At 52.2% G+C, this 13,578-nt stretch carries 14 protein-coding genes; all 14 read left to right on the top strand.

Going from position 1 to position 13,578, the window contains the following annotated elements; genetic code table 11:
* The first annotated feature begins 256 nt into the window (after positions 1 to 256).
* The 14 genes from GXP58_11725 to waaC all read left to right on the top strand — a co-directional run bounded on the left by GXP58_11725 (position 257) and on the right by waaC (position 13,363).
* A complete protein-coding gene (locus tag GXP58_11725) occupies positions 257 to 670 on the top strand; it encodes a nucleotidyltransferase domain-containing protein (GenBank protein ID NOY54262.1) in 414 nt (137 codons plus the stop codon).
* A complete protein-coding gene (locus GXP58_11720; protein NOY54261.1) occupies positions 667 to 1,104 on the top strand; it encodes a DUF86 domain-containing protein in 438 nt (145 codons plus the stop codon). The genes GXP58_11725 and GXP58_11720 overlap by 4 nt, the downstream gene beginning before the upstream one ends.
* On the top strand, positions 1,101 to 1,913 hold the full coding sequence (locus GXP58_11715; GenBank protein ID NOY54260.1) for a hypothetical protein: 813 nt from the start codon (positions 1,101 to 1,103) through the stop codon (positions 1,911 to 1,913). The genes GXP58_11720 and GXP58_11715 overlap by 4 nt, the downstream gene beginning before the upstream one ends.
* Positions 1,914 to 1,966: 53 nt before the next feature.
* On the top strand, positions 1,967 to 3,061 hold the full coding sequence (locus tag GXP58_11710) for a glycosyltransferase family 4 protein (protein ID NOY54259.1): 1,095 nt from the start codon (positions 1,967 to 1,969) through the stop codon (positions 3,059 to 3,061).
* 136 nt (positions 3,062 to 3,197) lie between these two features.
* The gene (locus tag GXP58_11705) at positions 3,198 to 4,325 is read left to right on the top strand and encodes a glycosyltransferase family 4 protein (protein NOY54258.1); all 1,128 of its coding nucleotides are present in this window, start codon (positions 3,198 to 3,200) and stop codon (positions 4,323 to 4,325) included.
* Positions 4,322 to 5,473: a glycosyltransferase family 9 protein gene (locus GXP58_11700; protein ID NOY54257.1), complete on the top strand. Its 1,152-nt coding sequence runs from the start codon at positions 4,322 to 4,324 to the stop codon at positions 5,471 to 5,473. The genes GXP58_11705 and GXP58_11700 overlap by 4 nt, the downstream gene beginning before the upstream one ends.
* Complete coding sequence (locus GXP58_11695; GenBank protein NOY54256.1) at positions 5,470 to 6,342, top strand: hypothetical protein; 873 nt, start codon at positions 5,470 to 5,472, stop codon at positions 6,340 to 6,342. Before GXP58_11700 ends, GXP58_11695 begins: the two co-directional genes overlap by 4 nt.
* On the top strand, positions 6,332 to 7,567 hold the full coding sequence (locus tag GXP58_11690; protein NOY54255.1) for a glycosyltransferase family 4 protein: 1,236 nt from the start codon (positions 6,332 to 6,334) through the stop codon (positions 7,565 to 7,567). Before GXP58_11695 ends, GXP58_11690 begins: the two co-directional genes overlap by 11 nt.
* On the top strand, positions 7,551 to 8,228 hold the full coding sequence (locus GXP58_11685) for a sulfotransferase family protein (protein ID NOY54254.1): 678 nt from the start codon (positions 7,551 to 7,553) through the stop codon (positions 8,226 to 8,228). Before GXP58_11690 ends, GXP58_11685 begins: the two co-directional genes overlap by 17 nt.
* Before the next feature lie 93 nt (positions 8,229 to 8,321).
* Complete coding sequence (locus tag GXP58_11680) at positions 8,322 to 9,326, top strand: glycosyltransferase family 4 protein (GenBank protein ID NOY54253.1); 1,005 nt, start codon at positions 8,322 to 8,324, stop codon at positions 9,324 to 9,326.
* A gap of 40 nt (positions 9,327 to 9,366) precedes the next feature.
* The gene (locus GXP58_11675; GenBank protein ID NOY54252.1) at positions 9,367 to 10,575 is read left to right on the top strand and encodes an O-antigen ligase family protein; all 1,209 of its coding nucleotides are present in this window, start codon (positions 9,367 to 9,369) and stop codon (positions 10,573 to 10,575) included.
* Between the two features lie 45 nt (positions 10,576 to 10,620).
* Positions 10,621 to 11,379, top strand: coding sequence for a hypothetical protein (locus GXP58_11670; GenBank protein NOY54251.1), 759 nt, complete (start codon positions 10,621 to 10,623; stop codon positions 11,377 to 11,379).
* Positions 11,380 to 11,565: 186 nt separating this feature from the next.
* Positions 11,566 to 12,264 carry a DUF1792 domain-containing protein gene (locus tag GXP58_11665; protein ID NOY54250.1) on the top strand — a complete coding sequence of 233 codons (699 nt, stop codon included), beginning with the start codon at positions 11,566 to 11,568 and terminating at the stop codon, positions 12,262 to 12,264.
* 13 nt (positions 12,265 to 12,277) lie between these two features.
* Entirely contained in the window at positions 12,278 to 13,363 is a 1,086-nt protein-coding gene (gene waaC, locus GXP58_11660; GenBank protein ID NOY54249.1) for a lipopolysaccharide heptosyltransferase I, read from the top strand.
* Positions 13,364 to 13,578 lie beyond the last annotated feature (215 nt).

Here is a 13,578-nt window from a genome sequence, read left to right as displayed (position 1 = left end):
CGAGAAGCACACGAACGGACGATTGATCCGAGAAGCACACGAACGGACGATTGATCCGAGAAGCACACGAAGGGTGCATTATTCGAAACTCCGGGTATGGAGAACCCGCTGCTGCCCCGTTCGCCCCGAGCCGGTCGAAGGGCCTGTCCTGAGCTCGTCGAAGGGCCTGTCCTGAGCTCGTCGAAGGGTCGAAGGGTGAACGGACCTTGTCGATTGTTTGACATCCTTCCGGCACCGTGGCATGATGGATCGCGTCATGAAGAAACAAAAAGATGAAAAAGAGAAAATCACAAGGTTGATTGCCGACACGCTGAAGGCGGACGCGCGGGTTCTTTTTGCCTACCTTTATGGTTCTTTCGTTACCGGCGGAGCCTTCCGTGATATCGACCTCTTCCTGTTTCTCAAAACACCGGAGGACCCTTTCCGAGTCTCCGTCGATATTCGGGAACTGCTTGCCGGGGCTTTGACAGCGGCGGGACTTCTCGATGTCCCCGCCGACTTCTTTGATGTTCGTGTGATGAACGATGCCCCTTACGATTTTGTGATCAATATTCTCTGTGACGGTCTCCTCCTTGTCGACAGAGATCCCGAGATCCGCACCGATTTAATCGAAAAGGTGTCCAACGAGTATCGTGTCAATTGTGCCCTTCTGGATGAGGTGTTCCGATGAAGGTCGACCGGACGCGGATCCAACGGTATCTTGTGGAGATCCTTGCGAATGTCCGGGAGATCGAAGACCTGTTCGGTGAGTATGGTGAAGAAGAGATCCTCCGGAACAGGCACTTGATGAAAAGTTTGAAATACTCGCTTGTGGAGCTTTCGGAAGCGATCTCGCTGGTCTTGCAACATATCCTCGCCAAGCATTTCGGTGTCCCGGTGAAAGGCTATATCGATTCAGTTCGGAAGGCCTTTGAAAATAACCTGATTTCGGAAGGGCTTGCATCTTCCTTGAAACCGTTTTTTGACTTCAGGAATTCCCTGGTACACCGTTATTGGATGATTGGTGACGGGAAACTCCTGGAGAACTGCAAGGGAGGGTACAAGGATTTTCAGGAGTTCATCGAAGAGATCGAGGCTTTCCTGGAGAAGATCCAAGAGGCATGAGTTCTTCCGGTCGTTCCTCCCTGCAGTTGAATTTCGTTCTTCCCTTCAATGACAGCCCTGTACTGCGGGATCGAATAACGGCAATCTTTTCCGGCGATCTTCAAGGTGCGGAGAAGGTTGCGAGCTCCCGTTATGCGAAGGTGGTTCGCTTTAAGGCTGAGACCGGAGGGGAGGTTAAATATTTTTTCTACAAAGAGTTTCTCTTCCGCAATCTCCGCGACCGGTTGTCGGTGTTGGTCCGCTCGTCCCGGGCGAAGCGCGCCCTCATGGGAAGCTTGATACTCATAGATCATGGTTTCGATACCGCATCTCCCGTTTGCGTCGGGGAGGAGAGGCGTCTCGGGATTGTCGTCCGTTCGATCTTTGTGACCGAGGCGGTGCCGGATGTGACGGAACTTGCCGCTTACCTTGACCGTGATCTTCCCGGCCGCGATGCGGCATGGATCGTTCGTAAACGAAATTTCCTAAAGGAATACGGTCGGGTGATCGGGCGGCTGCACCGGGAAGGGATCTTCCAGGGGGACCTCCGGGAGCGGAACGTCCTTGTCCGGGAAGGCGACCCCCCGAAATTTTTCCTGATAGACAATGAGCGGACACGTCGGTACCGGAATCTTCCGGATCGCAAACGGCTCAAGAACCTGGTTCAGGCGAATATGTATGCCTTTAAGGGAGTTACACGGACCGACCGGGTCCGTTTTTTTTGTGCCTACCTTGAGGAGAATCCGGGCCTGATCCCGCAAAAAAAAGTATGGATGACAAAGATTCTTCGAAAGACCCGTTTCCGGTTGAGAAAAAAGGGGCGTCTTTGAATTCCAAGAGGTCAGCCGTTGAAAACACGATTTTGGGGAGTCCTCGACGGGTTTTGCATCTTGTCCCCAAGTTCAGTCGTCGGGACGATTTGATACACCACTATGTCGGCCGGTTGGATACCGGCCGTTTTTCTTCCTCCCTCTGTTATCTGGATCATAATCCCGGCGATGGAAATGAAGAGGTATATCCCGTTCATTTTATGGGAAGTACGCACCGGGAGCTTCGCCGTTTTTCCTTTTCCCTTGTTCGCCGTTTGGGGGCGCTGATTGACAGCGAGGAGATCGATCTGGTCCACTGCCACCGGCACAAGGGAGCACTCTACGGGACACTTGCCGCACGAAGAAGCCGCAGAGACATACCTGTTGTCATTACGGTCCATGGAATGGGAAGGACGCGGACTTTCCTGCGGCGTCTGACGAACCGCTTACTCTTTCCACGCATCACAAGGATTCTGGCGGTCTCGAAGGCGGTCCGGAACGACATCCTGCAATCCAACCCCCGCCTTGATCCGGCAAAGGTCCGTGTTGTCTACAACGGCATCGACACATCACGATTTCCCCTGCGACGAAACGGTTTCCTCAAGATGGATCGTCCGGTTTTCGGAACGATGGGAAGGCTGGTTCCGACGAAGGGGTATGACCTTCTTCTCCGTGCTTTTGCCGAAGTTCTTTCCCGCGTCCCCGAGGCCGTCCTCAAGATTGCCGGTGTGGGTCCGCTGAAGGGCTGTCTAAAAGAGGAGGTCCGCAGGCTGGGTATTGAAGGAAAGGTTCACTTTGTCGGGTTCCGGAATGACGTAGCAGTCTTTTTGGAGGAACTTGATTTTTTCGTTCTTCCTTCCTTGGCCGAAGGCCTTCCCCTGGCTTTGCTGGAGGCGATGGCCGTCGGTGTGCCGGTCATTGCCTCCGATGCGGGAGGAATCCCGGAGGTTTTGAGCGATCCCGTTTTCGGATGGACCGTTCCCGCGGGTGCAGTCAAGCTTTTGAGCCGAGCCATGTCGAAGGCTGCGGTTTCCCCTCCAGACGAACGGCAGAGGAGGGCGTGGTCTGCCCGGAAACGGATTGAAGAGGCCTTCAGTCTTGACCGGATGGTCCGGGATGTTGAGCAGATTTATGGGGAATGTTTTTCCGCTGAACTTCATTTCCCTTGAAGGGGGAGGGGAGGGGTGAGGGTGGGGAAATATGAGTTTCTACAAGTCCATCAAATTTGATACGGCAGAAAAATCGTGCTATCTTTTGCGCTTCCTCCGGTTCTAAGTGATGGACTTGCAAAGACAGGTGCCGACCATGCGGGAAAAAATACGAATCCTCCATCTGGTACCGAAGTTCAGCCGGACGGGAGATACGGTTAATGATTATGTCGGCCGTCTCGATCGAGACCGTTTTCATTCCGTTTTATGTTACCTGGGACGGGAACCGGAAGATGGGGTCACGCCGGGAACTTATCCGGTTCGGTTTCTCGGTTTCGGTCCGGAGGAACTCAAAGGGTTTGCCCTCAGGATTCCGCTGCAATTACGATCTCTGCTGGACGAGGAGAAGATCGACCTGATTCATTGCAATCGCCACAAGAGTGTTCTCTATGCCGTCCTGGCTGTTACGTTGAGCCGTCGGCGCGGGATTCCGGTTGTCGCTTCGGTCCGGAGCATGCGCCGGTCCCGTACGTTCAGCCGAAGAGTGACGAACCGTTTCCTTTTTCCACGGGTCGCGCGGATCCTCGCCCTTTCAGAAGGGGTCCGGCAGGATATCCTGTGTGCGAACCGCTGGCTCGATCCGGGTAAGGTCCATGTAGTACATAACGGTATTGACCTTGACCGGTTTCCTTTGCGTCGTGACCCGCCGGATGTGGATCACTGGCCCGTGATCGGGAATATTGGTCGTCTGGTCCATACAAAGGGCCAACGTTATCTTCTCCAGGCCTTTGCCCGGATTCTCGACCGTTTTCCCCTGGCCCTTCTAAAGATTGTCGGAGATGGACCCCTGGAAGAAGACTTGAAAGAGGAAACGGTCCACCTTGGGATTGAGGAAAAGGTCCGGTTCCTGGGGTTTCGCCGCGATATCTCCGGTTTCCTGCAGGGCATTGACCTTTTTGTTTTTCCTTCTCTCTTCGAGGGGCTCGGCCTGTCGATGCTGGAGGCGATGGCCACCGGAGTTCCCGTTGTCGGATCCGATGTCGGAGGGATCCCGGAAGTTCTTCAGGGAATGGAGGCGGGGCGCCTCGTTCCTCCCTCGGATGTGAATGTTCTGACCGCAGCGATAGAGAGCTTCCTGAATTTGGGGAGAGAGGCCCTTTTCGACCTGGGGAAAAAGTCACGCCTTCGAGTGGAGGAGGAATTCTCTCTTGATGGTGTGGCCCGGAATTTCGAGCGAGTCTATCTTGAAGAAGTGAGCAGGGACAGGGAAGACAAAGGGCAATGATTCTCGATTCTCTTCTGTGGGTGGTTTTCAGGTTCTCCCGTTTCCGGACGTATGTTCTGAAACGTCCGGGGGTGAAACAACTGTTGCGTAATCCACGGCGAATTCTCCTGACCCGCCTGCAGAACGTGGGAGACATGATTGTCTTCCTGCCGACGATCCGTGCCTTCCGCAGGGGCTATCCCGAGGCTGAAATCCGGCTCCTCGTGAAGCATCCGGGGGGCGTGGAGATCGTGGAGGGCTGCCCTGATCTTGACGGTCTGATCCGTGTCCGTGGCAAAGGACTGAAAAACAAGATCCGGTTGATCCGTGAAATCCGGAACTTCCGCCCGGATCTTTTCGTGATTTCCACCCAGGACTACGGAAGGGTTCCCTGGGGTGTCATGGGGGGAGCGAAGGTCCTGGTGGGGTATGAGAAGGTGCTCCTCGGTTCGGTATGGAAAAGGGAAAAACTGCCTTCTCTTTTCTACCGCTCACCCTCCTTTGATCCGGAAGAAACCGAGCTGCGGCGCAACCTGAAATTGGCGGAGGCTTGTGGTATTGATGATCCCGACCCGGTGGCGCGTTACGATTGGTTCGGTGCGGACGATCTACGGAAGGCGGATCGTCTCTTGGAGGAGCTCGCCGGTCCCGGTCCCCTGGTCGTGATGTCGCCGGGAACGAAGCGGCCTTCCCGGAGATGGATGGAGGATCGTTTTGCCGAGGTTGCCGATACGTTGGTGAAGGACCATCGGGTGCGGCTCTGCTGGATCGGTTCGGAGGAGGAGAAGGGACTGATCGAGTCGATTCGGGCAAAGATGCGGCAAGGGTCCATTTCCCTCGCCGGACAAACAACTCTCCGGGAGTTGCCGGCTTTCCTGCGTCGGGTGGACTTCTTGATCACCGTCGACTCCGGGCCCATGCATATTGCGGCAGCCGTTGGCCTGCCGTTCGTGGCCCTCTTCGGCCCGGGGGAGTTTGCAAAGTGGCGCCATGACTCCGATCCGCTCCGGCAACGGAATATCTGTGTCGGGGCGGAATGTGCTCCCTGCTATCGTTACGATTGCGATGACCATCGGTGCATGAAGGGGATCACGGTTTCTGCCGTATTGCATGAGGTGGATACGGTCCTGAAACTCTTGAAGCAGAATGTTGCAGGAGAGGCACGGTGAAAGGGGCCTGTTTTCATTGCAGCGATCTCATCGGCGTGATTGATGTGAAATATGCGGATCCCGGGTTGCAGGACTGTCTCCGGGATCCCGACCGCTGGTTTCACGACGGTCGGGCGAAGATTCTCAAGTCGATGGGAAACACCCGGACCGTTCAGTTTGTCTGTGGCGGGCGGAAGTTTCTCTTGAAACATTACCGTTTTCGTGGCTGGATGCAAGCCCTGCGAAGTCTGCTGGGAGGAAGCCGGGGTGCGAAAGCGGTCCGCCGTTCGGACCTGTTTCTTCGGGCGGGGATCCCTACTCCCCGTCCCGTTGCTCTGCTGGAGAGAAGACGTTTCAAAATCCCCCGTGAAAGCTACCTTTGCTATGAGTTTCTTCCGGAAGCGGAAAACCTGACGGAACGGTACCGGCGGGCCGGGGAGACGCTCTTCCTGGAATCAAAGATCCTTTCCGCCATCGGCCGGGATGCGGCCCGGATCCATGGCGCCGGTCTTTATCATGGCGACCTGAAATGGTCGAATATCCTGGTGACCGAAGAGGTCCGGGGGATTGCGCGGTTGATCGACCTTGACGGTGCGGGGAAGGCATCCTTCCGGAAAGAGGAACGATTTGCCCGTGATGTGAGTCGTTTTCTCGTCGACCTTATGGAAAACATGAATACCTCGCTGCCGGGCATGGCGGATTTCCTGCGGGCCTACCTGGAGTGCCGGCGGTTCGGGGAGCGGCGCAGGAACTTTTTTTTGCACCGCATCGAGGAGCAGGTTGATGAAAAACTGTTGGTGCATGTCCGGACAAGGGGGAATCGCGTGAGGGTGGCAAAGGGCGATATTACAGGGATTCTTGATGGGAGGGATGGGGTGAATGGTGTTTGAGCGGGAGCGGGCGAAGAGAGATCCGGACGGTCCGCTCCGCATTGCCCTGGTGATGCGGGACTATGACAGCGGCAAGGGCGGTGCGGAACGCTATTTTGTGAATCTGAGCCGGGCGCTCGCAAAGATGGGGCATGAGGTCCACATCGTTGCTGCGGTTTTCGCCGAGCCGGAAACGCAGGGGATTGTTTTTCATTCCGTTCCGATGATGAAAAAGCCTTCTTTCCTGAGAATCCTCGGTTTCTTTCTGGAGTCCCGGAAAATGATTCGGGAAATGCGGGACGATCTGGATATTGTGCAGAGCCTTACCATGGTTTATCCCTGTGATGTCTTCCGTTTGGGGGGTGAGGTACACCGGGAGTGGATGAAGGTGCGATGCCCTTCGCTTATGGAGCGGTTTTTGAAACACCTTTTCAACCCCGTCCACATTTTGAATTACTATTTTGAAAAGAAGATCATGGAACGGGAAAATACCGGCTGGGTGATTACGATTTCCGAACTGGAAAAGAGGATCCTGAGGAAGTACTATGATTATCCGGAGGACCGGATTACCGTTGTATATAATGGGGTGGATCATGGCCAGTTTCATCCGGGAGTAAAAAAGTATCGTTCCATGGTGCGTTGTGAACTCGGGCTGAGGGAATCGGAGGTGGTTGCCCTTTTCGCCGCCAACAATTTCCAGCGCAAGGGGCTTGACGCCGTCGTCTCCGCCCTGGCCCGCCTTGCTCCGGATGAGCGGCCCCGGGTATTGGTCCTCGGACGCGGAAAAGCCATCCCCTATGTCCGGCAGGCGCGTCACCTCGGTGTCGAGCGGTCCCTGCTGTTTCACGGGCCGGTCGGGGACCCTGAGCGGTTTTATGGTGCTGCCGATTTCTTTGTCCTGCCGAGCCGGTACGACTCCTTCGCCAATGTCCATCTTGAGGCCCTGGCGTGCGGTCTTCCCGTCATTACAACGAAGATGGCCGGCGGTTCTGAAGTGGTGCAGGAGGGGAAGACCGGTTTTGTCATCGAAAGAACAGATGAGATTGATGCCCTGGCCCATGCCTTTCGAGAAATGATGAACCCGGTCCGGCGGGACGCCATGTCCCGGCGGGCACCGGAGACGGCAACGGGCTTTACGTTGGAACGGAACGCCGGTGAGACGGTAGCAGTTTACAAGTCGATTCTATCCGTGGACTTTTTACGCGATCAGCAACGATCATGGGGCAAAAGTGAACACAAAATCTAATCTTTTTCCTTGGTTTTTTCAAAAAATTTTCCGTAGCTTTATATCGAATTATGAAAATCAGGTCCAATCGAAGAAATCTAATCTGGAAGCAAAGCCCTTTCTTTATATACATATCCCGAAAACGGCAGGGATCTCAGTGCGGAGCAGCGGACTTGTGGATGAGAAAAACTGGAAGAATCATACACCTGCTTCAGCGATTATAGGTTTGGACCGGTTTTTCAGTTTTTGTTTTGTAAGGAATCCGTATGACAGAATTTATAGTAGTTATAACTTTTATAAAAACAATCCAAAAAGGGGCAACAAGAGGGTCAAAGAGATGATCCAAACATATGAGACGTTCGAAACGTTTGTTTCGTCCTTTCGTAAATCAAAGAAAATTGACAAAAAACATTTTCGGGCGCAGGCTTCATATATCTGTAATAGAAGAATGAAAATTATTATCGATTATGTCGGGAAGTTTGAGAAAATCAATGAAGATTGGATGCGAATTCAAGACATTAACCCTTATTGTAAACAATTGATGGAACTTCCTGTTCGGAATCAAACCTCCGGAAGAGAAAAAAAAATATATACCAAGGAAATGGCCGATATTATTTACAACAACTATTGGATAGATTTCCAGATGTTCAATTATGAACGGGATTCATGGAGGCTTATTTGAGTTCACCGGAAGTATTTTACTAATGATCCTGAAGGAAGGAGTTGTAAATGGTGATTTTGGTACGGCTGGTGAAGAGCATCGTGTAGCTGGCCAATGAGAATTGCTTTTCTGGTACAAGGGGTGGACGCCGCCCGGACTCGTTATCGGATTCTGCAGTATCTTCCGTTCTTCCGTGATTCGGAGGTCGATGCACGGGTCTTTGATGTTCCCCGCGGAATGTGGGCCAAACGACGTTTATTCGCAGCGATGGATCAGTATGATGTGGTCCTTATCCAAAAACGCCTCTTCGGTGACCGGGATTTTGCCCTCCTGCGGGAAAAAGCAAATCGTCTGATCTTCGATGTGGACGATGCCGTCATGGAAAAATTGGATGATTCCTTCCGGAAGCGGAAGCGGCGCCGGTCTAACTTCGAACGGACGGTGAAAGAGTGCGATCTTGTCTTTGCCGGGAATGCCTACCTTGAGAAGATCGTGCATGATCTCGGTGCGCCGGCTGTCCGGGTTCCGACCTGCGTTGATCTTGCGCGCTATCCGGTGCGAAAAGAGATCCCCCGTGCCCCGGAAGATTTCTCCATCAAAATCGGCTGGATCGGATCCAGGAGTAATCTTCCTTATCTTGAAGCCTTGAAGCCGGTCTTTCTTGAGCTTGGACAATCCGGAATTCCACTTGAACTGCATATTATTTGTGATACTTTCTTTGATCTTGAAGGACTCCCTGTGATCAAAAAGATTTGGGGCCTTGATACGGAGGTCCACGATCTTATGGAATTGGATATCGGCCTGGCTCCCCTTCCGGATAACCGGTGGACCCGGGGAAAAAGTGCGACGAAGATTGTACAATATATGGCTGCCGGGATGCCCGTGATCTGTTCCCCTGTCGGTGCGAATGCGGAAATCGTACGTGATGGCGTGGACGGTTTGCATGCGGAAACGCATCAGGATTGGTTAAACAAACTTTTTTACTTGCTGGAATATCCGGAGGTGAGGATAAGAATGGGCCGGGCAGGACGAATGCGTGTAGAAGAATTCTATTCCGTTCAGGCGAACTTTCCTATATTGTATGGGGCTTTGATGGATCTTTGCGGGTGTGAACGGTAATGCTGAGGCATTCAGGCGGTCTGTATCTGAAAGGGGATACGTGTTACAGCGTGCTACGAAGTTAACTTTTACCTGGGATCTTCTGGCGGAGGTTTCAATTTTTATTTTGTTGACTTCTTTTGCATTCGGAATGCGGCATTTCAACTCCCTTTTTGTGTGGATATTTTTCTTCTATGGTTGTTACAAGTTTTCCAGTCGTGAACCTCTTCTTTCGCACACACCGATTAATATGGCAATCGCTGTCTTTGCCCTGAGTCTCTTTCTGCCGTCTATTATCCGGATAGGGGTCCATGATACCTGGATGGAGGGAAAAAAAATCGTTTATTCCATCCTGTTATATTGTGTCCTGGTGGATATGATGTCCAGACGGCGTAATTTCTTTCAGCGGATTTCAATTTACTTGGTGATTGTCGGTTCCGTCCTCTCGGTTTATTCCTTCCTGCAGGCGGCGCATTATTTGCCGTCCTGGATGCCGCATGTGATGCACCTTGGCCGTCCAAGTGCTACGTTCGAGAATATAAACCTGTTCGGGTTGTTCCTGGTGGCGGTGATCCCGATGGCATTTTTCTGGGTTTGTAATTTATCTTCGTACGGGAAGTTTTCCGCTTTGCTTGCGCTATTTCTTCTTGTTTCCTCGCTGGTTCTTACGGGTAACCGTTCTTCAATGCTCGGGGGTATAGTGTTCTTTGTATATGTTGCTGTGGTTCAGAAGAGATTAAAATATCTTCTGCTGATATGCGGTGCTTTGTTAATCATTTTCCCGCTTGTTAATTTTTATCATCCGGTTACCGGCCGCTTTTCTGAATTGGCATTGTCCGGGGGGGTACATGACCGGATGGGGACGTGGAAAAGAACATGGGGGATGATCAGGGAACGGCCCGTTCTTGGCTATGGGATCCATACATTCTTTGAGGCCTCAAAAGGTTATGCAAAGAAACATAACCTGCAACCCGAAGAAAACCATTTTCCGCATTTTGTTCTTCTGGAGATCTGGCAGGCTTCCGGGATCTTTGCATTGCTGTCGTTTCTTTATTTGTTATATGTTTATGTCATGTCTTTGCTGCCTTATGCCCGGAAGAGTGAGCTGATTCATGTACTTGTGGGGACCGAAATTGCCTTATTTGTTTCGGCAAGTGTTAATGTGGGTTTGTTGAGTCGTTATTATGGTTTTCTGTTTTGGTTTTTTTCCGGGTTACTCTTCGGGATTGTCGGGTTACTCAGGCAAAAGGAGTCCATTACTTTCTCCTGACCGAAACCTTTTCGGTGAATCACCTTGCAAGAGGCGATAGACAAGATGTCACTACGCAGGGCGCTAAATAAATGGGTTAACAGAAAGTATTTTCTATGGCGGGTTGCTGTGCGCGAATACCCGTTAGAGTATTATCTTGATAAAATGAAGACGGGAAAAGTTTTTTCTTTCTCAAGATATGGCGATGGAGAGTGGAATGCCATTTGGGGGAGGGATGGAAAAAACAGTGATGGCCATACCTATTTCCCTGAATTGGGCGAGAGATTACGGCGGTCGCTATTGCTCCCTTATAATTACTTTTATAGTCTTGGTGCTCAATGCATGACCCACGATGGTCCGGCGATTGCCGGATATCTGAAACGGAATTGTATCAATTTGATATGGCATGATTGTGATGTTTTTCATCGTGCATGTATGCAGGGCAAACTTTATCCGCTGATTCAGCAGTTGCGCACAATGGATGTTTTGTTCGTTGGTCCCAATCATTTAAGAAAAGTAAATAGAATACTATTTCCCTATTGTCATTTTATAGAAGTACCCTCGAAAAATTGTTTTCTGAAAGTAAATGAAGTCGAAGAAGAAATTCTTCGATATGCAGAAAAACAGGGAAAGATGGTCATTGCCTTCTCTGCATCTATGGCAAGCAATGTCATGATTTATGATCTGTTCCCGACAATCGGTCATGATCATTGGCTTATAGATTTCGGGTCATTATGGGATATTTTTGTGGGTGTTAAATCTCGAGGATATCATACAAGACTGGACTGGGGTAGCATTATTGACAATAATCTCGGTGTTTCATGAGTGGTTAGTTCGCGGTAATGCCTGTTTTGCAGGTTATCAGGCCGGGAGGACATTGCCTGGTGTTATTTATTGCTTTGTCAACTGAACGGCTGCCCGGTCGGTTGGAACAAAAAAGGTTGTCCAATGTCATTTCGTAGGGCTTTACGAAAGAGTATAAATAGTTTTGTCCTGTCTCGAGTACTTTCTTTGTCTCGTGCCGGATTAGAGTGCTATGTAGAGGTTTTGCGGGAAAAACGCCTCTTTTCATTTTCCCGCTTCGGCGACGGGGAGTGGAGTGCCATTCTCGGTCGTAGTGGGGCCAACTGTGACGGTCATGTCTATTTTCCGGAATTGGGAGAGCGGCTACGGAAAGCGATTCTTGACCCGATGCAATATTACTACGCTTTTCAATCCAAGGCGATGGATCTCGATGGGCGGGCGATTGCCCGATTCATCCGGCATCAGGGAGTTCAATTTGCCTGGCATGATGCCGATGTCTTTCATGATGCCAATCTTGCGGGAGACCTCTTTCCGTTGATTGAGCAGTTGAGGAAGATGGATGTTGTTGTCGTGGGAGCGGAACATCTGAGGCATCTCAACGAAGATGTTTTTCCGTACGTGGAATATATTGAAATTCCTCCGGAAAACTGTTTCCTGGAGGTAGACTCGATTAAGGAGCAGATGCTGGAAGTTGCCCGGAAACGTTCCCATATGGTTTTTGCCTTGTCTGCTTCCATGACAGCGAATGTCCTGATTCATGACCTTTATCCTCTGATCTGCCGGGATCACTGGATGATCGATTTCGGGTCGCTGTGGGATATCTATGTCGGTGTCAAATCGCGGGGAGTTTATCGAAAACAAGACTGGTCTTCTCTGATCCGGAAGAACCTGGGGGAGAATCAGTGATGACCGTGTTGTTATGAAGAAGTTTCTCATCCTCAAGCCAAGCTCCTTAGGCGATGTGATTCACGCCTTTCCCGTGGTCTCCTCTATTTCCGCGCACGTCCCGGGCGCCGTCATAGACTGGGTGGTACGTCCCGAGTATGCGGAACTCGTGCAGGCCCATCCCGCCGTGCGCAGGGTCTTCCTCTTTGAACGGAACCGGTGGTCGAAGTGGTCACGTTCCCTGAGGACCGCTTCCGAAGCGGCCGGGCTGGTCCGGTCGTTGCGCCGGGAACGGTACGATGTTGCCCTGGACCTTCAGGGGCTTTTCAGGAGTGCGCTGATCGCCTTCCTCTCCGGGGCGGCGGAGCGGACAGGCTTTGCCAACGCGCGGGAAGGCGCCCCTTTCTTTTATCATCGCAGGGTCGCGGTACCGGAGGAAGCGATCCATGCCGTGGACCGCTACGGCCTTGTTCTGAAAGCGATCGGGATAGATGGCCCCCTCGCCGGTCCCGGTCTTCGGATCTCTCCGGAGGTGGAAGCCTTGGTGGGAGAACTCCTTGCCGCGGAAGGCGCCAAATCCGGTGTTCCCCTCGTGGTACTCAACCCCAACGCCCGGTGGGAGACCAAGAAATGGCTGTCGGAGCGTTTCGCCGAGCTGGCCGACCGGTTGGTACAGTCCCTCGGTGCTGTCGTGGTCCTTGTCGGTTCACCGGGCGATGCTTCCGGGGTGGCCGGTATCGTGTCACAGGTGAAGGGGCGGGTGGTGAATCTTGCCGGCCGGACCTCTTTGCTGCAACTGGCGGCTCTTCTGAAGCGTGCCGATCTGATGGTGACCTGCGATTCCGGTCCCATGCACCTGGCCGCAGCCATGGGGACGAAGGTCGTGGCCCTCTTCGGCCCCACCGACCCGGTCCGGACCGGTCCTTATGGAGAGGACCATCGCGTGATCCGATCCGGCATTCCCTGTTCGTCTTGTCTGAAGAGGGACTGTCCTGAGGGGACGACGGCCTGCATGGCGGAGATCCAGGTGGATGATGTCTTTCGGGCGGCTGTTTCCATGCTTGGCGACGGCATGGAGGGTGAGAAAAAATCAAAAGCAACTTACCACGGAAAACATTGATGAAGTCGTAAAAAGTCGTTTTCCGGATTCCGTTCATGGTTCGACAGGCTCACCACGAACGGTCCATTAAATTTTACGAACCACACGAACGGAATATCAATCACTTACACCGTTCGCCCTGAGCGGGCCTGTCCTGAGACATAATGGCTGACAGTTGGCAAAAAAGTGCCTGCCCCTTGCCAACGTGGGTTATGCTGGAAATTATTAACCCCGGC

This window comes from Deltaproteobacteria bacterium (assembly GCA_013151235.1).
Taxonomy (GTDB): Bacteria; CG2-30-53-67; CG2-30-53-67; order CG2-30-53-67; family CG2-30-53-67; genus JAADIO01.
The sequence above is the reverse complement of the archived record's forward strand: the minus strand, read 5'-3'. Positions and strand labels throughout refer to the sequence as shown.

Coding starts and splice junctions, on each gene's coding strand:
- GXP58_11725 (NOY54262.1), top strand. CDS start 257: ATGAAGAAACAAAAAGATGAAAAAGAGAAAATCACAAGGTTGATTGCC.
- GXP58_11720 (NOY54261.1), top strand. CDS start 667: ATGAAGGTCGACCGGACGCGGATCCAACGGTATCTTGTGGAGATCCTT.
- GXP58_11715 (NOY54260.1), top strand. CDS start 1,101: ATGAGTTCTTCCGGTCGTTCCTCCCTGCAGTTGAATTTCGTTCTTCCC.
- GXP58_11705 (NOY54258.1), top strand. CDS start 3,198: ATGCGGGAAAAAATACGAATCCTCCATCTGGTACCGAAGTTCAGCCGG.
- GXP58_11700 (NOY54257.1), top strand. CDS start 4,322: ATGATTCTCGATTCTCTTCTGTGGGTGGTTTTCAGGTTCTCCCGTTTC.
- GXP58_11690 (NOY54255.1), top strand. CDS start 6,332: ATGGTGTTTGAGCGGGAGCGGGCGAAGAGAGATCCGGACGGTCCGCTC.
- GXP58_11680 (NOY54253.1), top strand. CDS start 8,322: ATGAGAATTGCTTTTCTGGTACAAGGGGTGGACGCCGCCCGGACTCGT.
- GXP58_11670 (NOY54251.1), top strand. CDS start 10,621: ATGTCACTACGCAGGGCGCTAAATAAATGGGTTAACAGAAAGTATTTT.
- waaC (NOY54249.1), top strand. CDS start 12,278: ATGAAGAAGTTTCTCATCCTCAAGCCAAGCTCCTTAGGCGATGTGATT.